Consider the following 26,544-nt stretch of genomic DNA (forward strand, 5'->3'; position numbering starts at 1 on the left):
CTCGCCCCCTATTTTAGCTTTTGCGGTCTGACTGGCGGTCCCAGCCGGTCAGCGTCGACAAGCCAGTTCGCGCCCCGAAAGCGGCGCCAGCTCACTGCATCATCGCGGCCGAGATCTTCTCCGCCGACATCAGGACTGGAAAATTGGTGTTGGCGCACGGCACCACCGGGAAGATGGAGGCATCGACGACGCGCAGGCCCTGCACGCCTTTGACGCGCCCCTCTGGATCGACCACCGCCATCGGATCATCGGTCCGGCCCATGCGGCACGAGCAGGAGGCGTGCCACACGCCGATCGTGGCCTTGCGCACGAAGGCTTCCAGCGCCTCGTCATCGTTGATGACGTCGTCGAAGGTGAAGCCCTCGACCACGAAATTGTCGATCATGTAGTGGCGCAGCGCCGCCGGCCCGTCCATCAGGGCCGCGGCGATCTTGGTGAGAATCCTGTTTTTGGTGTTGACCACGCCGATCTTGCGCACGCGGTCGGTATAGGAGGCCGGGAACGGCTTGTCCGTCACGGCCCTGACGACGTCGCTCATCTGCACGGCCGCCATCTTGCGGAAACCGCTCATCAGGCGATCAAGGTCGCGCCGGTCGGACAACAGGTTGAATTCGACGATCGGCTCGACTGCCGGGTCGCGCGAGGCAAGCTTGACCTGTCCGGTCTCCGAATAGGTCTTGTTGACGAATGTCAGGAGCGATCCGATCTGCTCACCGACGGCGTGCCAGGCCGATTTGCTGAGCAGCACGACGAACATGTCGCCTTTCGGTACGCCTTCGAGCCCGGACGAGTAACGCAGGCCAAGCTGCATGTGGCGCCTGGTGTGCTCGTTCATCCGCGCGCCGCGGCGGACAAAGGACGACAGCGAGATCGAGGGATGATCCATCAGGCGTTGGCCGACGCCCTGCAGCCCCATCAACACGGGAATGCCCATATCCCTGAGGTGACCGACCGGGCCGATGCCGGCGCGCAACAGATGCGCCGGCGAATGGATGGCGCCGCTGGAGAGAATGATCTCGCGGGCGCGGAATTCCTGCTCCCGCCCGTCGACCACCGCCTTCACCCCGACGCACCGCGTGCCTTCGAACAGCAATTCCCTGACTTGCGTGTTGGTGGAGATCGTGAGGTTGGCGCGCTTGCGCGTGTCGCGATCGAGATAGCCCATGGCAGCCGAGACGCGTTGCTCGGCCTGGTTCGAGTGCGTCACCGGGAAAAACCCGTCGACGAACTCGCCATTCTGGTCCGGCAGGAACTGATGTCCGGCCTGCTGGAAGGCCTGCGCGAACGCCTGCGAATGCCGCGTCCAGTGCTCCCTGGGGATTCGGCGGACCGGGATGCGGCCGTCCTTGCCGTGGTAGGGACCGTCGAAATCGAGGTCGCGCTCGACCTTCTTGAAGAAGGGCAGCACATCATTCCAGCTCCACCCCGCAGCGCCGCGCGCTTCCCATTCGTCGTAATCGGTCGGCGCGCCGCGGTTGGCCATCTGGCCGTTGATCGAGGAGCCGCCGCCGAGCACGCGAGCCTGCTCGTATTTGCGCAGGGGTGGGCGCCCTTCATCCGGATTGTTGTGGCTGACGATCTGGGTCGTGACCTTGAGCTCGGTCCAGTGGAAGCGCGGATCGAAATAGGCCGTACCCGGATAGCTGTCCTTGATCTCGGCCGGCTCGTCTCCGGGCGGTGTGTCCTGTCCGGCCTCGCAGAGCAGGACCTTGTTGGCGCTCCTCGCGGAGAGCCGGTGGGCCAGCACGGACCCCGCCGAGCCGCCGCCCACGATAATGAAGTCATACACGATTGGCGCTTCCTCTTGTTCTTGCCCGGGAAGCGTAGCGCGTTATTGTTTTGAGGTCACGTCATCGCTGCCGCGCAAAGCGCGAGGACAACGCCGTCGACGCCAAGGGCACCGCCCGGCGGCTGGCATCCGCCGTCCGGTCAGCAGGTGACGAGGGAGCGAACCGAGGAGGCTTTACGGCTTCCTCACGAAGCCCGCGCGCAACCGCTCGGCAAACCAGACTACAAAAATCGAAGCGAACGACAGGCAGAAAAATATGGCCGTCCAAAGCAGCGCGTTACCCGCATTTGTCATGACGTCTCTCCCTCGTTTCAAACGAGACGCTTGCAGACAATCGGACGCGACGTGTTGCGATAGATCAATTTTGCCCAACTGCAATTAGGCTGAGATCGGCATCAGCAGCTCGCAGTGACGGCTGAGGCTACGGCCTGATCGAAAAATTCTCCGGCGGCCCCGGCTTTCGCAATGGCTCCGCGAGCCGCGCGAACTCGCACAGCAGCGACCGCGTCTTCCTGGGATCGATGATCTCCTCCACCCAGAATTTTTCGGCGGAGCGGAACGGCGAGCGCAGCTTGTTGAGGCGGTCCTCGATCTCTTTCAGTTTCTCCGCCTTGTCCTCGGCCGCGTCGATATCCGCGCGGTAGGCGGCTTCGATGCCGCCTTCGAGCGGGAGCGAGCCCCAATAGGCCGACGGCCAGGCGTAGCGGATCGAGAAGCGGTCGGCGGGCTGATGCACCACGCCGGCGACGCCGAAGGCATTGCGCAGGATCACCGTGCACCAGGGCACCGTGGTCTGGTTGACCGCGGTCATGGCGCGAACGCCATGGCGGATGGTGCCCGCCTTCTCCGCATCGAGGCCGATCATGAAGCCGGGGCAGTCCATGAGATAGACGATCGGCAAATGGAAGGTCTCGGCGAAGTCGACCCAGCGCACCACCTTCTGGCAGGCATCCGCCGTCCAGGAGCCGCCATAGTGAAAGCTGTCGCTGGCAAGCACCATCACCGCCCTGCCCTCGAGCCGCGCGAGGCCGACAATGATCGGCTTGCCGAAATTTTTGGCGACCTCGAAGAACGAGCCCTTGTCCACGACCTGCTCGACGATCGGCCGTATCTTGTAGACCTGCTTGCGGTTGCGTGGCACCGCGCTCATCAGCGCCTCTTCTGTGCGCTCCGGATTGTCAGTGCAGGGCAAGGTCGGTGGTAGCTCGTAGACCGACGACGGCAGATAGGACAGGAATCGCCGGGCGCAGGCAAACGCCTCCTCCTCGGTGTCGACGGCATGATCGACCGCGCCGGCGCGGGTCTGGATGTCGGCGCCGCCGAGCTCTTCCTTCGAGAGGTCCTGCCCCAGCGCCTTCACCACCGGCGGACCTGCGACGAACATCGCGGACTTCCGGGTCATGATGGAATAGTGGCTGGCGGCAAGACGCGCGGCACCGAGCCCTGCGACCGAGCCGAGGCCGAGCGCGACCACGGGCACGCGCGACAAATTCTCGGTGGTGAAGCGATACCAGCGTGTGCCGCCGATGCCGCCCGGCAAGTTCGCCGCGCCCTTGGTCTCGATAGTCTTGACCGAGCCGCCGCCGCCGGAGCCTTCGATGATGCGGACGATGGGCAGGCGGAGATCATGCGCCATCTCCTCCGCCATCAGCGGTTTTGCGGAGATGGACGCGTCCGCCGAGCCGCCGCGCACGGTGAAATCGTCGCCGACCACGACGACGGTGCGGCCTTCGATGCGCGCGCGGCCGAACACGCAGTTCGCCGGCGTCAATTTCTGCAACTCGCCGCTGGAATCGTATTCACCGACGCCGGAGACGGCACCGATCTCGTGAAAGCTGCCCTTGTCGCTCAGTCTGTCGATACGCTCCCGAACAGTCAGTCGGCCCTGGTCATGCTGACGCTTGACCTTGTCAACGCCGCCCATCTCCCGCGCGAAGGCTTCGCGCCGGGCGAGCTCGTCGAGTTCCGGCTTCCAGTTCATTCACTCCCTCCGAATTGATCGGCTTGTTATTGTTGTGCACGGCCATGGCGACCGGTTTACGCGGGATGCGGGCGTTGAAGACGTCGCCTTCCGCGCCCTCCATCAGGCTGCCGAGCGAACGGCCGAGCGCGAGCATCAGCGGCGCGACCTCGGCATGCAGGCGCTCTTCGTCGTACATCGCCGACAGAAGTCCGATCGTGATGACGACGAAGGTCTGGTATTGCGGCGACCAGATCGGCACCGCGAGCCCGTTGATATGCGGGCTCCACAGGCCGCAGGCCACGACATAGCCGCGCTCATGCAGCGACTGCCGGTTGGCCTCGATGCGGGGCCGCAGGATTTTCGCAGCCTCGGGAGCTTCCCGCTCCATGTCCGCGATGAAGGCATCGCCGACCTCGGGCGCCAATGCCGCAGTGTAGGCTGCGCCTGCAGCGGTCGAGGCCATCGAGATGCGGCTGCCGGTGCCCTCGTGCAGCCCGAGTGCCGAGGCCGAACGCGCGAACTGGAGATAGACCAGATGGAAGCGATCGGGGACCACGAAGCCGACGGTGCCCGGCAGTTGCTCGGCGAGTTCCTGGAGCCGCTGGCGAATCATGCTGCGCAGCTGCGCGCCCTTCATCATCGAGGCGCTCATCGCCACCGCGCTCGGCCCGATGCGATATTTCTGATCGCGCGGCAGATAAACCAGTTGCCCCATCCGCGTCAGCGTGTGCGTCAACCGCGACACCGTGGAGCGCGGCAGGCCGCAGCGATTTGAAATTTCGAGATTGCCAAGCCTGGCCTCGTGGCCTTCGAAGCACCGCAACACGTCGAACGCGCGCGACACCACCTGGATGACATCACCCTCACCGGCTTCGCCAGCGAGCGCACCTTGTCTACTCAACCGCTCCGAACGTCGTCCCATGATCCCTACCGCTTGTTCCGCTGTGCGGAATTAAATTCCGCTTGCAGAAGAAACTACCTCAGGCATTTTGCGACCACAACAAAAAGGCGATGGCATGCCAGAAATTAAGATCGTCACGGAGATCGCCGGACGCGTCTGCGCAACTCCCGTGCAAGTTGGAGGAACCGTTGCAGATGGCGATGAGATTGTGGTGGTCGAAGCGATGAAGATGGAGATACCGGTGCTTTCGCCTGTGAGCGGCGAGATCACATCGCTTCTGGTGAAGCTCGACGACGTCGTTACCGAAGGACAGGCGATCGCAATCGTCGCAAGCTGACTGCATTCTCCGTCGTTTTCCGCGACATTCTGTCAGCCTCATTGCTGTGTTCGCGGTACGGCGTTGCCATCGCCTGACCGCGATGACATGATCTCTCAAACAAAACCTGTTTCAAACAAAGAAAGAAATCGTCGCGGCAAACGCGAGGATCATTGGAGGGAAACATGCGTCGTGGGCTGATCATGCTCGCGCCTGCCGTGGTGGCAGGCCTTTCTTTTGTGTCTACACGCTATGCATTCGCCGACGACATCAAGCTGCCGGCAACATTGACGTTCACCGCCTATGACACCGGTACCGCCGGCTTCAACATCGCGGTCGGCGTCGGCAAGATGATGAAGGACAAATACTCGACCGACGTGCGCGTGCTCCCCGCAGGCAACGATGTCGCGCGTCTGGCGCCGCTGCGCGCCAAGCGCGCGGTCTCCGCGGCGATGGGATCGGGGACCTATTTCGCGCAGGAGGGCGTGTTCGAGTTCGGCTCCAGGGAATGGGGCCCGCAGCCGCTCCAGATCCTGCTCTCGAGCGTTGATTGCAATTGCGGTTCGCTCGGCGTGGCCGCGGATACAGGGGTGAAGGAGCTGAAGGACCTCAAGGGAAAGCGCGTCGGCTTCGTCGTCGGCTCGCCGGCACTGAACCAGAACTCGCTCGCGGTGCTCGCCTTCGCCGGCCTGACGCAGAAGGACGTCAAGATCGTCGAGTTCGCAAGCTACGGCGCGATGTGGAAGGGCTTGATCAACAACGACACCGATGCGGCCTTCGGCACCACCATCACCGGTCCCGCCAAGGAAGCCGAGACTTCGCCGCGCGGGCTGGTCTGGCCGCCGCTGCCCGCCAAGGACAAGGAAGGTTGGGCACGGATGCAGAAGGTCGGCTCGTTCTTCTTCCCGCAGACCGCGACCTGCGGCGCCGGTATCTCGCCGGACAAGCCGATCGAGCTCGGCAACTATCCCTATCCGATCTTCGTCGCCTACGCCTCGCAAGCCCCCGAGCAGGTCTATGCGATCACCAAGGCGATGATCGTGAACTACGATTCCTACAAGGACTCCGCGCCCGGCGCCGGCGGGCTTGCGGCCGATCGCCAGACCAAGAACTGGGTGGTGCCGGTGCATCCCGGCGCGGTGAAGGCTTTGAAGGAGGCCGGGCAATGGAACGACGCACAGGAGGCGCACAACAACGGACTGATCAAGCGGCAAGAGGTGCTTGGCGCCGCGTGGACCGACTACGGAAAATCCAATCCGCCTGCGGATGATAAGGCGTTCCTCGACGCCTGGATGAAGGCGCGTGCTGCGGCGCTTGCGAAGGCCGACATGCCGAACGGGTTCGAGGATTAGTTCACAGCGTTAATTGTCCACGCCCGAGGTCGATCATGTCGTCTGCTTCAGTCTCCACCCCCTCCCAGGACGGGGCCAAGCGGATCGTGTTCGACGATCCGCATGGCGCCGCCGCCAACATGCAGGAAGCGGAAGTTACGCGCGTGCGAAGCTTGCGTGGCGCGTGGCGCTGGCTGCTCGTCCTCGCGACCGCCGCGACCATCCTGCTCTGCATCAACCAGCAATTCTCGCTGCGCTTCTTCGTCGGCTACACCCAGCTCAACACGGAATACTTCTACCTCCTGATCGCCCTGATGCTGCCGTTCACGTTCCTGATCTTCCCGGGGACCCCGCGCGCGTCGCTCGATCGGATTCCCTGGTATGACCTTCTCTGCTTCGTCGTGACCTTTGCCGCCGCGCTGCTGTTGATGTCGAACGTCCGCAAGGCCGCCGAGGCCGGCTGGGAATTCGGCGGCGCGCCGAACAGCGTGATCGCAGCCGGTCTCGTGATGTGGGTGATGTTGATGGAGGCGCTGCGCCGCACCGGCGGCTGGAGCCTGCTACTGAGCGTGCTTCCCTTCACCGTCTATCCGCTGTTCGCGGAATCCAGCTGGCTCGGGCCGTTCCGCGGCACGCAGTCGACGCTGGAGCAGGCGACCGCCTATCACGTGCTGTCGGGCGAGAGCCTGCTCGGCATTCCCATCCAGGCGTTTGCCGACACCGTGATCGGCTTCCTGGTGTTCGGCACCGCGTTGATGATGACCGGCGCCGGAAAGTTCTTCATCAATCTCGCCTTCGCGCTGTGTGGCACGTTCCGCGGCGGCGCGGCCAAGGTGTGCATCTTCGCCAGCGGCCTGCTCGGCATGATGTCAGGCTCGATCATCTCCAACGTGCTGACCGCCGGCACCATGACCATTCCGGTGATGAAGAAGAGCGGCTTTCGCGCCTCCTATGCGGGCGCGATCGAGGCTTGTGCCTCGACCGGCGCGGTGCTGGCGCCGCCGGTGATGGGCGCGACCGCCTTCGTAATCGCGCAGTTCCTCAATGTCAGCTACGCCGATGTCGCGATCGCGGCCATCATTCCCGCCGCGCTCTATTATATCGGCCTGTTCATGCAGGTCGATTCCTACGCCGCACGACACGGGCTGAAGGGCATTCCGCGCGCGGAGCTGCCGCGGGTCATGGATACGATCAAGGATGGCTGGTACTACGTCTTCGTCATCGCCCTTCTGATCGTGATGCTGCTCTACTTCAAGCGCGAGAGCCATGCGCCATTCTACGCCACCGCATTGCTTCTTGTGCTCAACCAGCTGTTCTCGAAGGACACGCGCTGGACTGTCGCGACCATCGGCAAATTCCTCGAGGTCAACGGCCGCACCTTCGTCGAGCTTGTCGGCATCCTCGCCGGGTGCGGCCTGCTGATCGGCGCCTTCTCGATGACCGGCGTGGTGTCGAGCCTCGCCAACGACCTGCTGCATATCGCCGGCGACAATCCGTTCCTGCTGCTCGGCATGTGCGCCCTGACTAGCCTGATTCTCGGGCTCGGCCTGACCACGACGGCCTGCTACATCTTCCTCGCCATCCTGGTCGCACCCGCGCTGGAGAAGCTCGGGCTGAACAAGATGGCCGTGCACATGTTCATTTTCTACTGGGGCATGCTGTCGTCGATCACCCCGCCGGTCGCGATTGCATCATTCGCAGCGGCAGGTATTGCCGGCTCGCCGGCGATGAAGACGGGCTGGGAATCGATGTGGGTCGGCAGCATCATCTATTTCATCCCGTTCTTCTTCGTGCTCAATCCCGCGCTGGTGCTGCAGGGGCCGAGCCCCTATCTGGCCGGTCTCGGCTTGATGGCGCTCGCGGCGTTCGGCACGCTGTTCATCTGCGGCGGCATCCAGGGCTACCAGCCCTTCGTCGGCGATCTCCGCGGCGCCGGTGCGCTGGAGTGGCCCATCCGCGTGCTGCTGGTGATCGGCGGTTTCGTGGTGGCCACCCCCGGCGGCGGCATCATGCCGCTGTCGCAGATGCAGGTGACGCTGCTCGGCCTCGCCATCCTGATCCCCACGATTTTGCTCGCCCTGCTGCTGGTCCGGCGGCAGACCGTGGTGCCGGACGGGTTGCGCGTGCCCTGATTGCGTTGCACAAAGAGAGGCAATGAAACCGCTTTCGCCTCTCGCTACCGCCTGGACCCGCTCGAAGCCGCCTTTGCTGCGGTTTCTGGACAATTGCCTCAACGAATTCTCGGCAGAGACCTCGGGCGCGGTCGCCGACTACATTCCCGAGCTCGGCAAGGCCGATCCTGCCTGTTTCGGCATCAGCCTCGCGACCCTGGACGGTCATGTCTACGAGGTCGGCGACTCCAGGGCGCCCTTCACCATCCAGTCGATGTCAAAGCCGTTCGTGTTCGCGCTGGCGCTGGACCTGCTCGGCGCAAACAGGGTGGAGAGCGCAATCGGCGTCGAGCCCTCCGGCGATCCTTTCAACTCGATCCGGCTCAACTCGGAGAATCATCCATTCAACCCGATGGTCAATGCCGGCGCGATCGCCTGCACCGGGCTGATCCACGACAGCAAGGGTCCGGATGCCTTCGAGCAAATTCGCCTCGCGCTTAGTCGTTTTGCCGGCCGCGATCTCGCCGTCGACGAGGCCGTCTACGCTTCCGAAAGCCAGACCGGCGACCGCAACCGTGCCATCGGCTATCTCCTCAAGACCAATGCGGTGATCTCGGACAATGTCGCTGCCGTGCTCGACGTCTATTTCCGGCAATGCGCGGTGCTGGTCACCGCGCGCGACATCGCGGTGATGGCGGCAACGCTCGCCAACCGCGGCCTCAACCCGGTTAGCGGCGAGCAGGTGCTGAGCGCTTACGCGATCTCGCGCACGCTGTCGGTGATGACGTCGTCGGGCATGTACGACTATGCCGGCGAATGGATCTACCGGATCGGCATCCCTGCCAAGAGCGGCGTCGGCGGCGGAATTCTCGCCGCCCTCCCCGCCCGCCTCGGGCTCGGCAGCTATTCGCCAAGGCTCGACAAGCACGGCAACAGCGTGCGCGGCATCAAGGTCTGCGAGGCGCTGTCCTCGCATTACGATCTGCATATGCTCAACCGCAGCGACGACGCACGCAACGCCGTCATCGCCGATTACGACATCGGCAAGAGCCCGTCGCGGCGCGTGCGCCGCCCGCAGGAGCGCGATATTCTCGCAGCCCACGAGCAGGAGGTGCGGATCATCGAGCTGGTCGGCACGCTGTCGCTGTCGGCGGTCGACTATGTCTCACGCCGGCTTGCGGGCCGGCCGCGGCCGCAATTCGTGATTTTCGATCTCCACCGCGTCACCTCCACCACACGCGCCGGGGCACGGCTGGTGGCTGAAGCGTTCGAGGAGCTGGCGGCGCTGAATGTGACCGTCGTCCTGTCAGGCGTCAGGCGCGCCTCCAAGGAATGGGACAGCCTGCGGGAGTGGACCGCGGAGCTGAAGAACGTCCGCGACTTCTATGTGCTCGACACCGCGATCGAATGGGCCGAAGACCAGATCGTCTACCGCTATGGCGGCTCGATCGATTTTCACGAGACCACCGAGCTTTCCGAGCAGCCGCTGCTCGCAGGCCTCAGCGCGGAAGAGCTGACCGACCTCGCCTCGATCTGCACGATCCGGATCTATCAGTCTGGCGCGAAAATCCTCACCACTGGCGCCGCAGCCGATTCCCTGTTCTTCCTGCGCAGCGGCGCGGTGCATGTCACCCTGCCCGACGGAGTGCGGCTCGCAACACTCACCGCCGGCATGGCGTTCGGCGAGATGGCCCTGATCGAGACCACCCGCTCCGCGGACGTGTTCGCGGATATGGCTGCGACCGCGTTCGAGGCGCCTCTGAAAGCGTTCGAGCGCTTCCGCAAGCAGCACCCGCACGCCAGCGAACGCATCATGCGCAATCTTGCGCAGCTTCTGGCCGAGCGCCTGATCGTCGCCAACGCCAAAGTGGATATCTTGACCTCCACCTGAGCGGCCTAGCGGCTCGCCGCCTCGCTGATCCGCCGCTTGATCTTGGCGGCACTGGTCTTGAGCAGCTCCGATGGCTGCTGGCCGGTCGCCACGCAGAGGCAGGCCCAGTAGTAGATGACATCGCCCAGCTCCTCGACGAGGCCGGCCTGATCGAGCCAATCATCGCGCAGCAGCTTCTTGATGTGGTCGGCGACTTCGCCGGATTCGCCGGCGAGGCCGAGCCCGAGATAGGACAGCCGTTCGTTGGACGGACGCTCATCGACTTTCGCAATCGTTGCAGCCCAGGCGGCATATTCATCGATCGTCATGAGCGTCCCTCACAGCAATGCCTCGATCAGCCTACCACTTCGGTGACCGGCTGAAGGTCGATCTCAAAGGTCTCCAGAAACTTTGACGTCATGATGTAGAAGCCGACAGAGAGCTGCAGCTCGACGAGCGCGGCCGGCGTCAGTTTCGACGAGATCGCCTTGAAGGTTGCATCGGTCGGCTTGTTCAGCTTGACGATCTCGTCGGTGAAGGCGAGTGCGGCACGTTGCGTCTCGTCGAAACAGCTCGCGGCCTGCCAGTTCTCGAGCGCCTCATTCTGCTCGTCGGTGACACCGACATTCTTGCCGATGCGCTTGTGCGCGACGATCTCATACGGCGCCTCGCACAGGATGCCGGTGCGGGTGATCGCGAGCTCACGCACGATCGGATCGAGCTCGCCCTTGTGGCGGATGGCGCCGCCGAGCCGGCAGTACTGCTCGAAATAGCTCGGCGAATGCGACATCATCCGGAAGATGTTGGCATTGCGGTTCTTGTCGAGGATCTCCCGGGTGCGGTCGGATGCCCTGGACGGGTCGCTGTAGTTGATGCGGGCCATGATTTTCCTGAAGTTTTTCCCTAAGCCTTTGATGCTTTTTGTCGTTAGCGGCGAAATTTCCACGAAACTGTATTCTTGCGCGTCCGCAGGAGCAACAACATCGAGTCAAAATGCCGCCGCATTGCTGAACGACCTTGGCACAGTCGATATTCGCCGCGTGGGGACTTGATCGCGGCGGATACTCGCAAGGGGTGTTCCGAGTAAAAACAATTGGCCGTTGGGCGCTAACCGCGCATCGATGAGTCACGCCCAAGTCTAGGGAGAAAATGGAATGAAGGAAGCCACCAAGGGGGCGGCCTCGGAAGCGTTCGCGCATATGCTAGCGGTGATGGCGATGCTCGTCATCGCCAGCATCCTGTTCTACGGGCGCTAGTTAAGAGTCGGGTGAGAGCTTTCGTCATTCCGGGGTGGCCCTCGCACAGGCCAGGCCCAGAATTCCCGTTCCAGGCTCGGTCTCTCAGGACCGCCCCCGAATGACGGATCCCACCGCTCGCGTTGCCGCAGTAGCCCGGATGGAGCGCGCAATCCGGGAAAGTCTATCGGTGAGGCGAAAACCCGGATTTCGCTCCGCTCCATCCGGGCCACATTGGAGCATCTAAATTTCACTATCTGTCTTTGGCGAAGAACGGCACCAGCTTGCCGGCGAACAGTTTGAAGCTCGTACTGACCTCATCGCCGATGGCGAGATCATTCTCACCATGCGCCATCATGCGAAAACCCTCGGCGCAATCGACCAGCAGGATGTTGTAGGGCACGTGCGACCGCGTCTCGGGCGTGGCGGCGCGGCAGACCAGCGACGTCGCATAGATCCTGCCCTTGCCGCTGGCGCGCTGCTCGCGCAGATCGGACGCGCCGCAGGCCACGCAGAAGGCGCGACGAAAATACTGCACATGGCCGCATGCGGTGCAGGTCTGATAAATGACGGCCTGTTCGCCCTTGGTCCAGTCGGCTAGACGCTCGCTCATCGCACCCGCTCCAGGAACATGCTGACGTGGGACGACAGCACGCCGCCATCGCCGTGCAGCAGCGCGATCGAGGCGTCGCGCACCTGACGATTCGCCGCCCGCCCCGTCATCTGGAGATGCGTTTCCACCAGATGCGCCATGGCGCCACCGACGCCGCAATGACCGTAGCTGAGCAGGCCGCCATGGGTGTTCAGCGGCATCGCTCCATTGCGGCTGAAATGGCCGGCGCGCACGCGCGCGGCTGCCTCGCCCCGGCCAGCAAGGCCAAGATCTTCCAGCAGCATCGCGAGCGTGATCGTAAAGCTGTCGTAGATCGCCGCGTAGCGCACGTCGGAAATCGCGAGGCCGGTGGCCTCCCTGGCGCGGGCGACGGAGATCTCGGCGCCGAGCTCGCTCAGGGCGGGCGCTGCAGTGACGTGCTGATGGGTATGAGCCTGGGCACACCCGCGAATGCGCACGCCGGCCTCTCCGGTCCGCTCGCGGCTGACGACGAAGGCGGCACCGCCGTCGGACACCGGGCAGCAATCGAGCAGCTTGAGCGGCATCGCCACCGGCTTCGAGGCCATGACGTCGGCGACCTCGATGGGATCCTGGAATTGCGCACCAGGATGAGTGCAGGCGTGGGTGCGCATCAGCACCGCGAATTCGGCGAGGTCTTCTTCCGTCACGCCGTACTCGTGCATGTATCTGTTAGCGACGAGGCCGTAATAGGCGGGGATGGTCGGGCCGAGCGGCAGTTCGTAGTCGGGATGGCCGACCTGCGCCAGCGCTTGGATCGAGGCGTCGCGGCTCTGTCCAGTGAGGCGGTTCTCGCCGGCCACGACGAGCACATTGCGGGCGACGCCCGCTTCGACGAGATGATGGGCGAGCATGGTCATCGCGAGCCCGGTCGCGCCACCGACCTGGACGGCATGGGCGTAACTGGGGCGGATGCCAAAATGCTCGGCAAAAACGGTCGCCAACATGATGTGCGGCGAGACGGTGGAGTAGCCGCAGAGGATGCCGTCGATCTCGGCACGCTTGAGCCCGGCATCGTCGAGCGCAGCCTGCGCGGCCTTGCTCATCAGCTCCAGCGAGGACGAGCCTTCGTGCTTGCCGAAAGGCGTGAGACCGACGCCGGTGATGAAGCTCATGGGCGCACCAGTGCATCGTCATTCCGGGGCGGCGAACGGGTGACGCCATCGCGGACCATGGCGTCGATCTCGTCGGCGGAATAGCCGATCTCGCGCAGGATTTCCGCGCCGTGCTCGTTGAGCTGCGGCGCGAGCCGCACCGGTTCGGCTTCGGTTTCGGACCAGGTGGCCGTCACCCTCATGCTCCGGATCGGCCCTTCAGTTGGATGGTTCACCACTGGGAAAAAGCCGGTCGCCTCCAGATGCTCATCGTGCAGCATCGACGCGAGGTCGTGCATGGGCATCACCGGCACGTCGGCCTTGGTGAGCAGGTCGATCCATTCCGCGGTGCTGCGCGTCTCGAAGATGCGCGCGAGCTCGGCATAGACGACGTCGATGTTGGCGGCGCGGCCGGCGAATGTCGAGAACATCACGTCGGCGCGCAGGTCGTCGCGTCCCGTCGCCTTAAAGAAGTTCTCCCACTGCTTGTCGTTGTAGACGATGACGCTGAGATAACCGTCCGATGTCTTGTAGGGCCGGCGGTCGCGCGAGAGGTGGCGGGCGTAACCGCCCTTGTCGAGCGGGGGCTCATAGGTCAATCCGCCCATGTGGTCGCCCATGACGAAGCCGGCCATGGTCTCGAACATCGGGATGTCGACGCGCTGGCCGCGGCCGGTGCGGTCGCGGTGCACGAGGCTGGCGCAGATCGCGCCCACGGCAGTCAAGCCTACGATGCGATCGACCAGTGCGTTCGGCACATAGCGCGGCACACCGTCGCCGGTCTGCGCCATCAAGGCGGGCAGCGCGGTGGCGCCCTGGATCAGATCGTCATAGGCCGGTTTTGCAGCATAGGGCCCGTCCTGGCCGAAGCCGAACACGCCGGCATAGACCAGCCGCGGATTGATTTTGGAAACAACGTCATAGCCGAGTTGAAGCCGCGCCATCGCCTGCGGGCGGACGTTGTAGACGAGAACGTCGGCGTCTTTCAGCAAGCGGAGCACGGCCTCGCGGCCGGCGGGCTTCTTCAGGTCAAGGCAGATCGAGCGCTTGCTACGGTTGGTGTTGAGAAACACCGGGCCCATGCCTGCGTGCCGCATCGGGCCGATCAGGCGGGTGACGTCGCCGTCCAGAGACTCCACCTTGATGACGTCTGCGCCGTAATCGCCGAGCATCTGGGTCGCATAGGGGCCCATCAGCACGGTGGTCATGTCGACGACCTTGATGCCCTTCAGCGGCCCCATCGTTCGCTCCCGATTGCGCGGCCTCAAGTGAGGCCTGCGATCTCGGTCCAGCTAACGGCAGTGGCGGCGCATGCGCAAGAGCCGCCGGCGTATGGCCGCATGCGCCGGCGGCGAAAGGCGGCTATTTCTTCTGACGGGAATCGCGAATCTTGAGGAGGCGGTCGAGCTCATCATTCTGCTGGTTGATGCGGTCAGCGATCCGCGACTCGTTCTGCTCACCCGAGGCGGCCGCGGCCTGCTCGATGAGCTGGCGGATATTGTCCTCGAGAATCGCGATGCGATCGTTGAGTGCGTCCATCGACAGCGAATCTTCGTAGTCATTGCTCATGATGCATCCCCTGCAAATCGATCAAGAGCTTTAAGGGCCCCCAGCGAGCCCACCATGATCTAGCGCAAGATAAGAAGGTGGGCACGGCGCTTCACGCCTTGCCTACCGTGCAGCAGCCTTACTTCAGCGGCTCCAGCACGGAGACGTAGTTGGCAACCGCCGCACCGCCCATGTTGAAAATGCCGCCGAGCTTTGCATTCTTAAGCTGCATGCCCTCGGGCGCTTGGCCGGCGAGCTGCATCGCGGTCATCACGTGCATGGAGACGCCGGTGGCGCCGATCGGATGGCCCTTGGCTTTCAGGCCACCGGACGGATTGACCGGCAGCTTGCCGTCCTTGAGCGTCCAGCCTTCCTTGATGGCACGGGCACCCTGCCCCCGCGGCGTCAAGCCCATCGCTTCGTACTCGATCAGCTCGGCGACGGTGAAGCAGTCATGGGTCTCGACGAAGGAGAGATCGGAAAGTGTAACGCCCGCCTTCTCCAGTGCGCGCTGCCAAGCGACCGTGCAGCCCTCGAACTGGAGGATGTCGCGCTTGGACATCGGCAGGAAATCCTGGGCGTGCGCGGTGGCGCGGAAGCCGATCGACTTGCTCATGCCCTTGGCGGTTTCCGCGTCGGCCAGCACCAGGGCAGCGGCACCGTCCGAGACCAGCGAGCAGTCGGTGCGCTTCAGGGGGCCGGCGACGTAGGGGTTCTTCTCGCTCTCGGCGCGGCAGAAGTCGAAGCCAAAGTCCTTGCGCATCTGGGCGAAGGGATTGGCGACGCCGTTCTTATGGTTCTTGGCCGCGATCAGCGCCAGTGCATCGGACTGGTCGCCGTATTTCTGGAAATAGGAGCTGGCGATCTTGCCGAACACGCCGGCGAAGCCGCCGACAGTGTCGCCGTCCTCGGGAAGATAGGACGCCTTGAGCAGGTTCTTGCCGATCTCCGGGCCCGGCGTGCGCGTCATCTGTTCGACCCCGACAACGAGGACAATCCTGGCCGCGCCGGCCGCGATCGCGCGCACGCCCTGATGGACGGCGGCGGAGCCGGTGGCGCAGGCGTTCTCGACCCGGGTCGCCGGCTTGAAGCGCAGCTTCGGGTCGGCCTGGAGCACCAGCGAGGCGGTAAAATCCTGGGGCGAGAAGCCGGCGTTGAAATGGCCGAGCACGATCTCGTCGACATCGCCGGCCGAAATGCCGGCATCCGCCAGCGCCTCATTGGCGACCTTCACCACAAGGCTTTCCACGGTCTCGGTGTCGAACTTGCCGAACGGCGTATGCGCCCATCCGACGATGCTGGCGGTCATGGTCTTTCTCCCTGGCGGTCTCTTGCTGACCTAAGTCTTAGCTCAGGGATGGCAAGACTTCACGCGGGTTTAAGCGCCTGGAGGGTGCGCTGGCAGATGGCAGTTATGCCGGCCCAGTTCCCGGCCCTGATCTCCGCCGTCGGGCACAGCCAGGAACCGCCGACCGCGACCACGTTGGGCTCCGCGAGCCAGGTTGCCGCATTGGCCTCGCCGACCCCGCCGGTCGGGCAGAACCGCACGTTCGGGAACGGCCCACCCAGCGAGCGCAGCCCCTTGATGCCGCCGGCCTGCTCGGCCGGGAAAAATTTTGCGATGTCGAAGCCGTAGGACAGCGCCATCATCAGCTCGGAGGCCGTGGCGATACCCGGCGCAAACGGCAAGGAGCTATGGGTCGCGGCCTTCAAGAGGTCCGGGGTCAAGCCCGGGCTGATGCCGAACGCAACGCCGAGCTTCTCGACACGGGTAAAGTCGGCCGGATTGAGAATCGTGCCGATGCCGACCACCGCCTCGGGCACCTCGGCCATCATCGCCCTCGCCGCCTCGATCGCAACAGGGGTACGCATGGTCACCTCCAGCGTGCGGACGCCGCCGGCCACCAGCGCACGCGCCAGCGGCACCGCATCCTGGATACGCTCGATGGTGAGGACGGGAATGACAGTCGCGGCCTTGAACAGCGCGGCGAGGTGGTTCTGTTGGGCAGTCGTGGTCATCTTGGCTTTCGTTTCACTTGGTCGCTTGACGCGTGGTCGCCGGCCGATGCCGTTTCTTCGGCGGCATGGCATAACCCGGAATGATGGCGCCGGAATAGCAGATGACGAGGCTGGCGAGGCGGTGCCCGGCCTGCGCGGCCTCGACCGGGTCGGAACCGGCGAGCCGTGCCGCGATATAGGCCGCCGCAAAGCTGTCGCCGGCCGCGGTGGTGTCGACCACGGGCTTGGTCATGGGCTCGGCGCGGACCTCGTAGGGCCCCCCGGGAAAGCGCAGCAGGCTGACCGGCTCGGCGAGCCGGAACACCAGCTCGGGGCTTGGGATGCGCGCCATCAACTGCTCGTGGCTTTCGCCAGGATAGAGAGCGAGCAGATCCTCGGTCGAGGTCAGCACGATGTCGGCTGCCGCGAAGGCCGCTGAAAACACCTCGCGCGCGACCTCACGATCCGGCCATCCCCGCGCGCGAAAATTGGTATCGAACACGAAGCGGGTGCCAAGCAGACGCGCGCGCTTGATCGCCGCGAGCAGGCGCTCGCGCCCAGCCGTGTCGTAGATCGAGAGCGTGATCGCAGAGAGATAGACGATGTCGTAGCTCATCAGCGAGTTGAGGAGATCGTCCGTCTCCGGCAGATTCATCAGCTGGCGCGCCGCCGCACTGTCGCGCCAGTGGAAAAACTGGCGCTCGCCCTTCGTATCCAGCTGGATCATGTAGAGGCCGGGCAGCTTGCCGGGCAGCCGCGCGACGCGCCTCGTGCCGACGCCCTCCGCAGTCCAGGCCGCGATCATCTCATCGCTCAGGGCATCGTCGCCAAGCGCGGTGAAATAATCGACCTTGACCTCGAGCCGCGCGAGGTAAACGGCCGTGTTGAGGGTGTCGCCGCCGAATCCACGCGAGTAGAGGCCCCCGCCCTGCCCGCTGGAAGGTCCGGCGGATTGTCCACCCTGGGCCTGCCGGAGCTCGACCATGCATTCGCCGATGCAAGCAACGCTCGCCATCACTTTACCCGCTCAGTCAGAGATCAGGCGACGAAATTGCCGCCGAGCTCGTCTTCGATGTGAATGCGGATGATGTCGTCGAAAGTCTTCTCGGCAGTGGTGAAGCCGAGCTCGAGCGACCGCTTTGCATTGAAGTTGCGCGGCCAGCCGCCGACGATGCCGACGATAAAGGGGTCGGGCTCCCGCTTGATGCGGGCGGCGACCTTGTCGCCGGCGACGCGCTTCAGCGCAGCGATCTGCTCGCCAACCGTCGCCGACAGGCCCGGCATGGTCAAATTACGGCGCGGCCCCACCGCGGCGAGGTCCATGGTGCCGGCATGCAGCAGGAAGCCGACGGCGGAGCGCGGCGTGGCATGCCAGTGGCGGACGTCCTCGGACACGGGAAGAACCGCTTCCTTGCCGGCCAGCGGCTCGCGCAGGATGTTGGAGAAGAAGCCCGATGCCGCCTTGTTGGGCAGGCCGGGCCTGATGCAGATGGTCGGCAGGCGGATGCCGATGCCATCGAGGAAGCCGCGGCGGGAATAGTCGGCCAGCAGTAATTCGCCGATCGCCTTCTGCGTACCGTAGCTCAGAAGCGGCGTGTGGAAGAACTCGTCGCCGATCGCATCGGGGAACGGCGCGCCGAACACCGCGATCGAGGACGTGAAGACCACGCGCGGCTTGTAGCCGCCGCCTGCAAGCCTGACGGCATCGAGCAGCATTCGCGTGCCGTCGAGATTGATGCGGTAGCCCTTGTCGAAATCGAGCTCGGCTTCGCCCGAGACGATCGCGGCGAGATGAAAGATCACGTCCGGACGGCCGGCGATCAGCTTTTCGGCCGCACCCGGCACGGCGAAATCGCTCGACACGGTCTCGACGGCAAACCCGGCTCTTTCCGGCGCCTTCGGCTCGACCACGTCATGCATGGTCAGCTTGGTGATGTCGCTCTTGCCGAGCCGGCCGTCGCGCGACAACCGTTCGCACAATTTGCGGCCGACCATGCCGGCGGCGCCCAGAACCAGAATGTGCAAGAGCCTACTCCTTTTATTGGCCGGAACGCGCCGATTTCGGCGATTCGTCCTGGCGCGCTCTCGAGGCAGGCCCCGCGATCATTCCTTCACGGCGCCGGTCATCGCCGACACATAATACTCCACGAAGAAGGAATAAAGGATAACTACGGGAACCGAGCCGGTCAGAGCCGCCGCCATCAGCGCCCCCCAGTGGTAGACGTCGCCATTGACGAGCTCGGTGATCGCGCCGACGGGGATCGTCTTGTTTTCGGACGAGGAGATGAAGGTCAGCGCGTAAATGAACTCGTTCCAGGACAACGTGAAGGCGAAGATGCCCGCCGAGATCACGCCCGGCAGCGAAAGCGGCAACGTGATCTTCATCAGAATCTGCAGCCGCGTCGCCCCGTCGATCAGCGCACACTCCTCCAGCTCATAGGGGATGGTGCGGAAATAGCCCATCAGGAGCCAGGTGCAGAACGGGATCAGGAAGGTCGGATAGGTCAGGATCAGCGCCAAATTGCCGTCGAACAGCCCGAGCTGAAACACGATCGCCGCCAGCGGAATGAACAGAATGGAGGGCGGCACCAGATAGCCGAGGAAGATCGCAAGGCCGACATAGCGCGAGCCCTTGTAGCGAAGGCGTTCGATCGCATAGGCGGCGCAGACGCTGGCGAACAGGGAGATGAAGGTCGAGGACACCGAGACGATCACGGTGTTCCACATCCAGAGCGGATAGTCGGTGTCGAAGAACAGCTTCTTGATGTGCTCCAGCGTCGGATGCACGATCCAGAACGGATTGTACTTTTCGTAGTCGTACATCTCCGCGTCCGGCTTGAACGTCGCGACCGCCATCCAGTAGAACGGGAACAGCAGGAAGAAGATGATCAGGCCGAGCGGAAGGTAGACCCGAAAAAACTTCCGCGGGAAGCTCTCGAGATAGTCCATTCCGACGCTTTGGTCGTCTGCCGTGGTCATGGTCAGTCCCTCCCGCCCTGCTGCCAGCGCGAACGCTGAAGCCCGAAAAAGCTGAGCAGGATCGCCGCGACCAGGAACGGAATCATCGCGTTCGAGATCGCCGCCCCCTCGCCGAGATTGCCGCCGGTGATGGCGCGCTGGAACGACAGCGTCGCCATCAGATGGGTGGAGTTGATCGGTCCACCCCGCGTGATGGTGTAGATGAGCTGAAAGTCGGTGAAGGTCATCAGCACCGAGAACGTCATCACGACCGCGATGATCGGCGACAGCATCGGCAGCGTGATGTGGCGGAAGCGCTGCAGATTGGTGGCGCCGTCGAGATTGGCGGCCTCATAGAGCGAGGGCGAGATGGTCTGTAATCCCGCCAGCAGCGTGATCGCCACGAAAGGCACGCCGCGCCAGATATTGGCGGCGACGACCGACCAGCGCGCATTCCAGGGATCGCCAAGGAAATCGATATAGCGCGTGATCAGGCCGGCCTTAATCAACACCCAGGAGATGATCGAGAACTGGCTGTCATAAATCCACCAGAACGCAATCGCAGAGAGCACCGTGGGCACGACGAAGGGCAACAGCACGATCGCCCGGATCATCGACTTCATCGGCAGCCGCTCGTTGAGCAGCAGCGCCAGGTAAAGGCCGATGGCGAATTTCACCGCGCTGGCGGCGACCGTGTAGAAGATCGTGTTGAACACCGAAAGCCAGAACACTGAGTCCTTCGCCAGCGAGACGAAATTCTGGAAGCCGATGTAGCGCCCGGCGCCGCCGATCTTGGTGTCGGTCATGCCGAGCCAGAAGCCCAGCGCCAGCGGGTAAGCCAGAAACAGGATGAGGATGGCGATTGCCGGCACCATGAACATCGCGCCGAGGAAATGCCGGCTCTCGAATGCTCTGGTCCACAAGCTGCTGCGCTTGGCCTGCGCGACAGTGGACTCGGCCATAACTGCCATGTCGGATTCCCCTCGACGAAAAGTCGCGGCGTCCGGCGAACCGGACGCCGCGTAGATTGGAGCTGATCAGACCTGATAGTAGCGCTTGGCGCGCTCGGCTGCGCGTGCGGCTGCCGCCTTCGGCGTCACGGAGCCCGACGCCGCCTCGGCGAACATGTCGACGACGACGAAGTCGCCCATCACGGCGGCCGAGGCATAGCCGAGATCGCCGGCATAGCCGTTGTCGCGGCAGCGCTTCAGGCAGTCGCGATACGGCGTGATCTTCGGATCCGACGTCCACACCGGGTTGTCGTTGTAGGCCGGAAGCGGCGGCGACACGTAGCCGTTGGAGGAGACCTCCCAGGCGTCGTAGTTCGCCTTGTCCATCATGAACTTGATGTATTCCTTGACCGCCTTCGGATACTTCGAGTGCTTGTAGCCGTAATAAACCAGCACGTTCTGCTGCTCGGTCGACACGCCGACCGGACCGATCGGCATCGGCGCGTGGTTCATGTCCTTGGCGATCTCCTGCTGCTTCGGATCGGTCGAGTTCTTTCCGACGGTCCAGATAGAGATGCCGTTCAGCGTCAGGCTGAGCTCGCCGTTGAGGAACGCCTTGTTGTTGTTCGAGTCGTTCCACGACAGCACGCCGGGGATGAAGGTCTCGTAGAGCTGCTTGACGTATTCGAGCGCGGCGATCGTCTCCGGCGAGTCGATCACGACCTCGTTCTTTTCATTGACGACTTTGCCGCCGAAGGCCCACAGCGCCCACTGGCACCAGCCGTTGGCGTCACCCGTGGCGTGGCCGAGCGCGAAGCCGGCCGGCGTGTTGTTCTTCTTCAGCGCCTGGCAGAGCTTGAGGAAGCCGGCAGTGTCCTTGGGAAATTCATCGAAGCCGGCGGCCTTCACGTGGCTAACGCGATAGTTCAGGCAGCCGCCGGTCGCGCCCTGCGGAATGGCGATCCAGCTGTTGCCCTTCTTGCCGTAGCGTTCGGCAACCGGGTACCAGCCGCCATACTGCGCGCCGAGATAGTCGGCGACGTCAGTCATGTCGATCAGCTTTTCCGGGAATTTGTGGGGATCATCGAGCGTTCCGATGATCAGGTCGGGACCGGCGCCGACATTGGCGGCGACCGCGGCTTTGGGGCGGATGTCCTCCCAGCTCTCGGCCTCGAGCTTGATCTTGACGCCGGTCTTCTCGGAGAACGCCTTGGTCTGCTCGGCGAATTTGTCGAACTCGGCCTGAATGAACTGCTTCCAGCGCAAGACGCGGATGGAAGCGTTCGGCTCGGGCGTGTTGGTCCACTCCGCCGCGCGTACCGGGACAATGCCCGGGCCGGCCAGCAGCGCCGCGCCGCCCAGACCGACTTTAAGCACACTTCGCCTGTCGAAATCGCTCATCGTTCTCTCCCTAAATTTTATATTTGTATTGGGTCGTCTTGTATTGGGGCAGTTCTGCTTGGCAGTTCTTTGGCGTCGCTATACGCGTTTGCCCGTCGCCTCGTCGAACAGATGAATCACGGAAGGATCGGGCTTCAGCTTGACCTTGTCGCCCGGGTTGAACTGGTGACGTTCGCGGAAGACCGCGACGACCTGCTCACCACCGAGCTTCGCAAACACCTGCGTTTCCGAGCCGGTCGGCTCGACCACGACGATCTCGGCATCGGCGCCGTCGTCAGCGATGGTGAAATGCTCGGGACGCACGCCGTAAACGACAGGACGCCCGTCGGACGCCGCCGGCGCGTTCCTGAGCGGCAGCTTGACGCCATTCGGCCCCTCGAAGATCGCAACGCCGTTGACCCGCACATGACCCTTCAGGAAGTTCATGGACGGCGAGCCGATAAAGCCGGCGACGAACTGGTTCTCGGGCTTGTCGTAGAGCTCGAGCGGCGTACCCATCTGCTCGACGATGCCGTCATGCATGACCACGATTTTATCGGCCATGGTCATGGCCTCGATCTGATCGTGGGTGACGTAGACCGTCGTGGTCTTCAGCCGCTGGTGCAGCTCCTTGATCTCGGTGCGCATCGCGACGCGCAGCTTGGCGTCGAGGTTCGACAAGGGCTCGTCGAACAGGAACACCTGCGGATCGCGCACGATGGCGCGGCCCATGGCGACGCGCTGGCGCTGGCCGCCGGAGAGCTGGCGCGGATAGCGTTCGAGCAGCGGCGACAGTGCCAGGATCTCGGCGGCGCGCTTGACGCGCTTGTTGATCTCTTCGGTGCTCTCGCCCCGCAGCTTCATCGAGAAGCCCATGTTCTCGCCGACCGTCATGTGCGGATAGAGCGCGTAGTTCTGGAACACCATCGCAATGTCCCGCTCCTTGGGCTGGACATTGTTGACGACGCGGTCGCCGATCGAGATCGTGCCTGAGGTGATGTTCTCGAGACCGGCGAGCATGCGCAGAAGCGTCGACTTGCCGCAGCCGGAGGGGCCAACCAGGACAACGAACTGGCCGTCCTCGATCGGAATCGAAACGCCGTGCAGGACTTCAAAATTGCCGAACGATTTCCGCACGTCGCGGATTTGCACAGACGACATCTAGCTCCCTCCTCGAAAGTCCACGACGCATCTCGCGCCGCGACCGTCTTGTTTTTCAGACTTCACCGAGCGAAGCCCAACCTTAGCGGGCGACATTGTCGGCAGTTTGTGCGGTTTTGGCAATTTGTCTTTGGTTAGTCCGTGCTGGTAGCGCTGTCAACGTTCCTTTGTTTGCGACATTGAGTGTGTTAAGAGCAGCAAATGGGTCGAAACCGCACCAAGTCAGGCAAAATCCGGCTGGCGGAAGTCGCCGAGCTCGCCGGCGTCAGCCCGATCACAGCGTCCCGCTTCTTCCGCAATCCCGAGGCGCTGTCGCTCGCCAAACGGACCCGGGTCGAGAGCGCAGCCAGGGAGCTCGGCTATGTACCGAACCTGGCGGCGCGCGCGTTGGCCTCGCAGCGCACCGAGGTGATCGGTGTCTTGATTCCGTCGCTGACCAATAACGTGTTCTCCGACGTGCTACGCGGCATCTACGACGCCTCCGAAAACAGCCGTTACTCGATCCAGTTGTCCAACACACGCTACAGTATTCTCCAGGAGGAGAAGCTGCTGCGGCTGTTTCTTGCGCAGAAGCCGGCCGGGCTGATCGTCACCGGCATCGACCAGACCACGGAATCGCGCGCAATGCTCGATGCCGCCGACTGCCCGATCGTGCAGATCATGGAGATCGGACCCAATCCGATCGACATGATGATCGGCTTTTCGCACTATGACGCAGCCCGTGCGGCGGTTGCGCATCTGTTCGCGCAAGGTCACCGCAAGATCGGTTTCGTCGGCGCACGGATGGATCCGCGGGTGCAGCGCCGGCTCGACGGATACGTCTCGGCCATGAAAGACGCCGGACTGTTCGACCAACGCCTCGTCGTCACCACGGCGACTCCGACCTCGGTAACGCTCGGAGGCGCCCTGTTCACCGATCTCCTGGCGCGGGAGCCCGGCATGGACGCGGTGTTCTGCGCCAATGACGACCTCGCGCTGGGTGTGCTGTTCGAATGCAGGCGCCGCGAGATCGCGATCCCCGAACAGATCGCGATCGTTGGCTTCAACGATCTCGAATTCATGGCCTCCGCCGTCCCGACTTTGACGAGCGTGCGCACCAACCGCTACGAGATGGGCAACACGGCCGCCAGCATGCTGATCGACGCGATCGACGGACGGCGTCCGGAGCAGCCGGTGCTCGATCTCGGCTTCAAGGTGATCGAGCGGCAAAGCTCGTCGGCCCGGCGTTCCGACAACCGGCCAGCCGTTTCAGGCGGGGGTGTTGCGAACAAAATGGTAGCGTTACCAAGTGGCCATGACTAGTATCGGATTTGTGAGGAAACGACCCGCCAGCGGGCAGGCAAATCGTCGCTCGCGCCGTTGGGCATCGCACAAGCCGATACCATAAAACGGACGCCAGTGCGTTTGCATTGCAGGAGAAACCAATGACAAAAAAACCAACCAATGGGCATGCCCCCGCCGGCAACGGCGCTCGCCGCCACCTCCGCTCGCAGGAATGGTTCAACAATCCGCATAATCCGGGCATGACCGCGCTCTATATGGAGCGCTATTTGAACTACGGTCTCACCCGCGCCGAGCTCCAGTCCGGCAAACCGATCATCGGCATCGCGCAGACCGGCAACGACCTCTCCCCCTGCAACCGCCACCATATCGAGCTTGCCCATCGCGTCCGCGAAGGCATCCGCGAGGCCGGCGGCATTGCGATGGAATTCCCGACCCATCCGATCCAGGAGACCGGCAAGCGCCCGACCGCGGCGCTCGACCGCAACCTCGCTTATCTCGGCCTCGTCGAAATCCTCTACGGCTATCCGCTCGACGGCGTGGTGCTGACCACGGGCTGCGACAAGACCACGCCGGCCTGCATGATGGCGGCGGCGACCGTCAACCTGCCCGCGATCGTGCTGTCGGGCGGGCCGATGCTGAACGGCTGGCACAATGGCGAGCGCACCGGCTCCGGCACCATCGTCTGGAAATCGCGCGAGCGCCTCGCCGCCGGCGAGATTGACTATGAAGAATTCATGGAGATCGTGGCGTCATCGGCGCCCTCGGTCGGCCATTGCAACACCATGGGCACCGCTTCGACCATGAACGGGCTCGCGGAAGCGCTCGGCTTCTCGCTGCCGGGCTGTGCGGCGATCCCCGCCCCCTATCGCGAGCGCGGCCAGATCGCCTACGAGACGGGAAAACGCATCGTCGACATGGTCTGGGAAGACCTCAAGCCTTCGGACATCCTGACCCGCAAGGCGTTCGAGAACTGCATCGTGATCAATTCGGCGATCGGCGGCTCGACCAACGCACCGATCCACATTAACGCGCTGGCGCGCCACATCGGCGTCGAGCTCTCCATCGACGACTGGCAGAAGGTCGGCCACGACGTGCCGCTGCTGGTGAACATGCAGCCGGCCGGCTTCTATCTCGGCGAGGAATTCCACCGCGCCGGCGGCGTGCCGGCCGTGGTGCGCGAACTGATGAAGCACAAGCGCATCCACGAGGACGCGGTCACGGTCAACGGCCGCGGCATCGGCGAGAACTGCGCCAATGCGCCAAAACCCGACAACGACGTGATCTGGTCTTACGACAAGCCGCTGGTGAAGGACGCCGGCTTCCTGGTGCTGAAGGGCAATCTGTTCGATTCCGCGATCATGAAGACCAGCGTGATCTCCAAGGAGTTCCGCGATCGCTACCTCAGCAACCCGACCGATCTCAATGCATTCGAGGGCCGCGCCATCGTGTTCGAGGGTCCCGAGGACTATCACGAGCGGATCGACGATCCCTCACTCGAGATCGACGAGCGCTGCGTGCTGTTCATCCGCGGCACCGGCCCGATCGGCTATCCCGGCGGCGCCGAGGTCGTGAACATGCAGCCCCCTGCGGCGCTGATCAAGCGCGGCATCATGTCCCTGCCCTGCATCGGCGACGGCCGCCAGTCGGGCACCTCGGGCTCCCCTTCGATCCTCAATGCTTCGCCGGAAGCCGCCGCCAATGGCGGGCTCGCGATCCTCAGAAACGGCGACAAGGTACGCGTCGATCTGAACAAGGGCAGTGCCAACATTCTCATCTCCGACGACGAGGTGAAGAAGCGCCACGCCGAGCTGGCGGCGAATGGCGGCTTCAAGCATCCGCCGAACCAGACGCCGTGGCAGGAGCTTTATCGCAACACCGTCGGCCAGCAGTCGACCGGTGCCTGCATGGAGCTCGCTACGCGCTATCAGAACGTCGCCGGCACATTTGGCGTAGCGCGGGATAATCACTGAGTTAGGAACACGTAGCCCGGGTGAGCGGAGCGACACCCGGGACATCCGCTCCCG

Annotated in this window: 24 protein-coding genes; 7 read left to right on the forward strand and 17 right to left on the reverse strand. The window is 63.7% G+C overall.

The window, feature by feature from the left end; genetic code table 11:
• Positions 1-91: 91 nt before the first annotated feature.
• From BcanWU425_RS24030 to BcanWU425_RS24040, 3 genes are all read right to left on the reverse strand, one after another.
• Positions 92-1,789, reverse strand: a complete 1,698-nt coding sequence (locus BcanWU425_RS24030; protein WP_204510947.1) for a GMC family oxidoreductase — start codon at positions 1,787-1,789, stop codon at positions 92-94.
• Positions 1,790-2,210: 421 nt separating this feature from the next.
• Complete coding sequence (locus BcanWU425_RS24035; protein ID WP_204510946.1) at positions 2,211-3,770, reverse strand: acyl-CoA carboxylase subunit beta; 1,560 nt, start codon at positions 3,768-3,770, stop codon at positions 2,211-2,213.
• Positions 3,700-4,674 carry an IclR family transcriptional regulator gene (locus BcanWU425_RS24040; RefSeq protein WP_085395911.1) on the reverse strand — a complete coding sequence of 325 codons (975 nt, stop codon included), beginning with the start codon at positions 4,672-4,674 and terminating at the stop codon, positions 3,700-3,702. The genes BcanWU425_RS24035 and BcanWU425_RS24040 overlap by 71 nt, the downstream gene beginning before the upstream one ends.
• 94 nt (positions 4,675-4,768) lie before the next feature.
• Between BcanWU425_RS24040 and BcanWU425_RS24045 the strand changes: the two genes are divergently transcribed.
• The 4 genes from BcanWU425_RS24045 to glsA all read left to right on the forward strand — a co-directional run bounded on the left by BcanWU425_RS24045 (position 4,769) and on the right by glsA (position 10,302).
• Positions 4,769-4,990, forward strand: coding sequence for an acetyl-CoA carboxylase biotin carboxyl carrier protein subunit (locus BcanWU425_RS24045; RefSeq protein ID WP_018459231.1), 222 nt, complete (start codon positions 4,769-4,771; stop codon positions 4,988-4,990).
• 164 nt (positions 4,991-5,154) lie between these two features.
• A complete protein-coding gene (locus tag BcanWU425_RS24050; RefSeq protein ID WP_018459232.1) occupies positions 5,155-6,321 on the forward strand; it encodes a TAXI family TRAP transporter solute-binding subunit in 1,167 nt (388 codons plus the stop codon).
• Between the two features lie 35 nt (positions 6,322-6,356).
• Positions 6,357-8,432: a TRAP transporter permease gene (locus BcanWU425_RS24055; RefSeq protein ID WP_204510945.1), complete on the forward strand. Its 2,076-nt coding sequence runs from the start codon at positions 6,357-6,359 to the stop codon at positions 8,430-8,432.
• A 22-nt stretch (positions 8,433-8,454) separates the two neighbouring features.
• On the forward strand, positions 8,455-10,302 hold the full coding sequence (gene glsA / locus BcanWU425_RS24060) for a glutaminase A (RefSeq protein ID WP_204510944.1): 1,848 nt from the start codon (positions 8,455-8,457) through the stop codon (positions 10,300-10,302).
• A gap of 5 nt (positions 10,303-10,307) precedes the next feature.
• Here the strand turns inward: glsA and BcanWU425_RS24065 are convergent, their stop codons facing one another.
• Together BcanWU425_RS24065 and BcanWU425_RS24070 are read right to left on the reverse strand one after the other, a co-directional pair.
• Positions 10,308-10,610 (reverse strand): nucleoside triphosphate pyrophosphohydrolase family protein, encoded by a 303-nt coding sequence (locus tag BcanWU425_RS24065; RefSeq protein ID WP_026233761.1) that lies wholly within the window; start codon positions 10,608-10,610, stop codon positions 10,308-10,310.
• A 26-nt stretch (positions 10,611-10,636) separates the two neighbouring features.
• Entirely contained in the window at positions 10,637-11,164 is a 528-nt protein-coding gene (locus BcanWU425_RS24070; protein WP_204510943.1) for a carboxymuconolactone decarboxylase family protein, read from the reverse strand.
• Here BcanWU425_RS24070 and BcanWU425_RS24075 point away from each other — a divergent pair.
• A complete protein-coding gene (locus tag BcanWU425_RS24075) occupies positions 11,163-11,333 on the forward strand; it encodes a hypothetical protein (RefSeq protein ID WP_158091581.1) in 171 nt (56 codons plus the stop codon). The two genes, BcanWU425_RS24070 and BcanWU425_RS24075, sit on opposite strands and share 2 nt — an antisense overlap.
• A 436-nt stretch (positions 11,334-11,769) precedes the next feature.
• Here the strand turns inward: BcanWU425_RS24075 and BcanWU425_RS24080 are convergent, their stop codons facing one another.
• The 12 genes from BcanWU425_RS24080 to BcanWU425_RS24135 form a co-directional block, all read right to left on the reverse strand.
• The gene (locus BcanWU425_RS24080; RefSeq protein WP_204510942.1) at positions 11,770-12,129 is read right to left on the reverse strand and encodes a Zn-ribbon domain-containing OB-fold protein; all 360 of its coding nucleotides are present in this window, start codon (positions 12,127-12,129) and stop codon (positions 11,770-11,772) included.
• The gene (locus BcanWU425_RS24085) at positions 12,126-13,262 is read right to left on the reverse strand and encodes a thiolase family protein (protein WP_204510941.1); all 1,137 of its coding nucleotides are present in this window, start codon (positions 13,260-13,262) and stop codon (positions 12,126-12,128) included. The genes BcanWU425_RS24080 and BcanWU425_RS24085 overlap by 4 nt, the downstream gene beginning before the upstream one ends.
• A complete protein-coding gene (locus BcanWU425_RS24090) occupies positions 13,259-14,482 on the reverse strand; it encodes a CaiB/BaiF CoA transferase family protein (protein WP_085395907.1) in 1,224 nt (407 codons plus the stop codon). Before BcanWU425_RS24090 ends, BcanWU425_RS24085 begins: the two co-directional genes overlap by 4 nt.
• A gap of 121 nt (positions 14,483-14,603) precedes the next feature.
• Positions 14,604-14,810: a hypothetical protein gene (locus BcanWU425_RS24095; RefSeq protein ID WP_018459240.1), complete on the reverse strand. Its 207-nt coding sequence runs from the start codon at positions 14,808-14,810 to the stop codon at positions 14,604-14,606.
• 118 nt (positions 14,811-14,928) lie between these two features.
• Positions 14,929-16,098 carry an acetyl-CoA acetyltransferase gene (locus BcanWU425_RS24100; RefSeq protein WP_007609038.1) on the reverse strand — a complete coding sequence of 390 codons (1,170 nt, stop codon included), beginning with the start codon at positions 16,096-16,098 and terminating at the stop codon, positions 14,929-14,931.
• Between the two features lie 59 nt (positions 16,099-16,157).
• Complete coding sequence (eda, locus tag BcanWU425_RS24105) at positions 16,158-16,808, reverse strand: bifunctional 4-hydroxy-2-oxoglutarate aldolase/2-dehydro-3-deoxy-phosphogluconate aldolase (protein ID WP_204510940.1); 651 nt, start codon at positions 16,806-16,808, stop codon at positions 16,158-16,160.
• A gap of 13 nt (positions 16,809-16,821) precedes the next feature.
• A complete protein-coding gene (locus tag BcanWU425_RS24110; protein ID WP_204510939.1) occupies positions 16,822-17,802 on the reverse strand; it encodes a sugar kinase in 981 nt (326 codons plus the stop codon).
• A gap of 23 nt (positions 17,803-17,825) precedes the next feature.
• Complete coding sequence (gene denD, locus BcanWU425_RS24115; RefSeq protein WP_018459243.1) at positions 17,826-18,812, reverse strand: D-erythronate dehydrogenase; 987 nt, start codon at positions 18,810-18,812, stop codon at positions 17,826-17,828.
• A gap of 78 nt (positions 18,813-18,890) precedes the next feature.
• Positions 18,891-19,766, reverse strand: coding sequence for a carbohydrate ABC transporter permease (locus BcanWU425_RS24120; RefSeq protein WP_007592322.1), 876 nt, complete (start codon positions 19,764-19,766; stop codon positions 18,891-18,893).
• Positions 19,767-19,768: 2 nt separating this feature from the next.
• A complete protein-coding gene (locus BcanWU425_RS24125; protein WP_007592324.1) occupies positions 19,769-20,716 on the reverse strand; it encodes a carbohydrate ABC transporter permease in 948 nt (315 codons plus the stop codon).
• A 66-nt stretch (positions 20,717-20,782) separates the two neighbouring features.
• On the reverse strand, positions 20,783-22,096 hold the full coding sequence (locus tag BcanWU425_RS24130) for an ABC transporter substrate-binding protein (protein ID WP_018459245.1): 1,314 nt from the start codon (positions 22,094-22,096) through the stop codon (positions 20,783-20,785).
• Positions 22,097-22,174: 78 nt separating this feature from the next.
• Positions 22,175-23,236 (reverse strand): ABC transporter ATP-binding protein, encoded by a 1,062-nt coding sequence (locus BcanWU425_RS24135; RefSeq protein ID WP_204510938.1) that lies wholly within the window; start codon positions 23,234-23,236, stop codon positions 22,175-22,177.
• 201 nt (positions 23,237-23,437) lie between these two features.
• On the opposite strand from BcanWU425_RS24135, the gene BcanWU425_RS24140 reads away from it, so the two are divergent.
• Positions 23,438-24,538, forward strand: coding sequence for a LacI family DNA-binding transcriptional regulator (locus tag BcanWU425_RS24140; protein WP_085395903.1), 1,101 nt, complete (start codon positions 23,438-23,440; stop codon positions 24,536-24,538).
• A gap of 122 nt (positions 24,539-24,660) precedes the next feature.
• The gene (locus tag BcanWU425_RS24145; RefSeq protein ID WP_018459247.1) at positions 24,661-26,490 is read left to right on the forward strand and encodes an IlvD/Edd family dehydratase; all 1,830 of its coding nucleotides are present in this window, start codon (positions 24,661-24,663) and stop codon (positions 26,488-26,490) included.
• Positions 26,491-26,544 lie beyond the last annotated feature (54 nt).

Origin of the sequence: Bradyrhizobium sp. WU425, from assembly GCF_021052305.1 — a bacterium.
In the GTDB taxonomy this organism is placed as follows: domain Bacteria; phylum Pseudomonadota; class Alphaproteobacteria; order Rhizobiales; family Xanthobacteraceae; genus Bradyrhizobium; species Bradyrhizobium canariense_D.

What these genes read in the sequence shown, in the direction of transcription:
- BcanWU425_RS24035 (WP_204510946.1), bottom strand. Translation starts at nt 3,770, where the DNA reads ATGAACTGGAAGCCGGAACTCGACGAGCTCGCCCGGCGCGAAGCCTTC.
- BcanWU425_RS24040 (WP_085395911.1), bottom strand. Translation starts at nt 4,674, where the DNA reads ATGGGACGACGTTCGGAGCGGTTGAGTAGACAAGGTGCGCTCGCTGGC.
- BcanWU425_RS24045 (WP_018459231.1), top strand. Translation starts at nt 4,769, where the DNA reads ATGCCAGAAATTAAGATCGTCACGGAGATCGCCGGACGCGTCTGCGCA.
- BcanWU425_RS24050 (WP_018459232.1), top strand. Translation starts at nt 5,155, where the DNA reads ATGCGTCGTGGGCTGATCATGCTCGCGCCTGCCGTGGTGGCAGGCCTT.
- BcanWU425_RS24055 (WP_204510945.1), top strand. Translation starts at nt 6,357, where the DNA reads ATGTCGTCTGCTTCAGTCTCCACCCCCTCCCAGGACGGGGCCAAGCGG.
- glsA (WP_204510944.1), top strand. Translation starts at nt 8,455, where the DNA reads ATGAAACCGCTTTCGCCTCTCGCTACCGCCTGGACCCGCTCGAAGCCG.
- BcanWU425_RS24065 (WP_026233761.1), bottom strand. Translation starts at nt 10,610, where the DNA reads ATGACGATCGATGAATATGCCGCCTGGGCTGCAACGATTGCGAAAGTC.
- BcanWU425_RS24075 (WP_158091581.1), top strand. Translation starts at nt 11,163, where the DNA reads ATGATTTTCCTGAAGTTTTTCCCTAAGCCTTTGATGCTTTTTGTCGTT.
- BcanWU425_RS24070 (WP_204510943.1), bottom strand. Translation starts at nt 11,164, where the DNA reads ATGGCCCGCATCAACTACAGCGACCCGTCCAGGGCATCCGACCGCACC.
- BcanWU425_RS24080 (WP_204510942.1), bottom strand. Translation starts at nt 12,129, where the DNA reads ATGAGCGAGCGTCTAGCCGACTGGACCAAGGGCGAACAGGCCGTCATT.
- BcanWU425_RS24085 (WP_204510941.1), bottom strand. Translation starts at nt 13,262, where the DNA reads ATGAGCTTCATCACCGGCGTCGGTCTCACGCCTTTCGGCAAGCACGAA.
- BcanWU425_RS24090 (WP_085395907.1), bottom strand. Translation starts at nt 14,482, where the DNA reads ATGGGGCCGCTGAAGGGCATCAAGGTCGTCGACATGACCACCGTGCTG.
- BcanWU425_RS24095 (WP_018459240.1), bottom strand. Translation starts at nt 14,810, where the DNA reads ATGAGCAATGACTACGAAGATTCGCTGTCGATGGACGCACTCAACGAT.
- BcanWU425_RS24100 (WP_007609038.1), bottom strand. Translation starts at nt 16,098, where the DNA reads ATGACCGCCAGCATCGTCGGATGGGCGCATACGCCGTTCGGCAAGTTC.
- eda (WP_204510940.1), bottom strand. Translation starts at nt 16,808, where the DNA reads ATGACCACGACTGCCCAACAGAACCACCTCGCCGCGCTGTTCAAGGCC.
- BcanWU425_RS24110 (WP_204510939.1), bottom strand. Translation starts at nt 17,802, where the DNA reads ATGGCGAGCGTTGCTTGCATCGGCGAATGCATGGTCGAGCTCCGGCAG.
- BcanWU425_RS24120 (WP_007592322.1), bottom strand. Translation starts at nt 19,766, where the DNA reads ATGACCACGGCAGACGACCAAAGCGTCGGAATGGACTATCTCGAGAGC.
- BcanWU425_RS24125 (WP_007592324.1), bottom strand. Translation starts at nt 20,716, where the DNA reads ATGGCAGTTATGGCCGAGTCCACTGTCGCGCAGGCCAAGCGCAGCAGC.
- BcanWU425_RS24130 (WP_018459245.1), bottom strand. Translation starts at nt 22,096, where the DNA reads ATGAGCGATTTCGACAGGCGAAGTGTGCTTAAAGTCGGTCTGGGCGGC.
- BcanWU425_RS24135 (WP_204510938.1), bottom strand. Translation starts at nt 23,236, where the DNA reads ATGTCGTCTGTGCAAATCCGCGACGTGCGGAAATCGTTCGGCAATTTT.
- BcanWU425_RS24140 (WP_085395903.1), top strand. Translation starts at nt 23,438, where the DNA reads ATGGGTCGAAACCGCACCAAGTCAGGCAAAATCCGGCTGGCGGAAGTC.
- BcanWU425_RS24145 (WP_018459247.1), top strand. Translation starts at nt 24,661, where the DNA reads ATGACAAAAAAACCAACCAATGGGCATGCCCCCGCCGGCAACGGCGCT.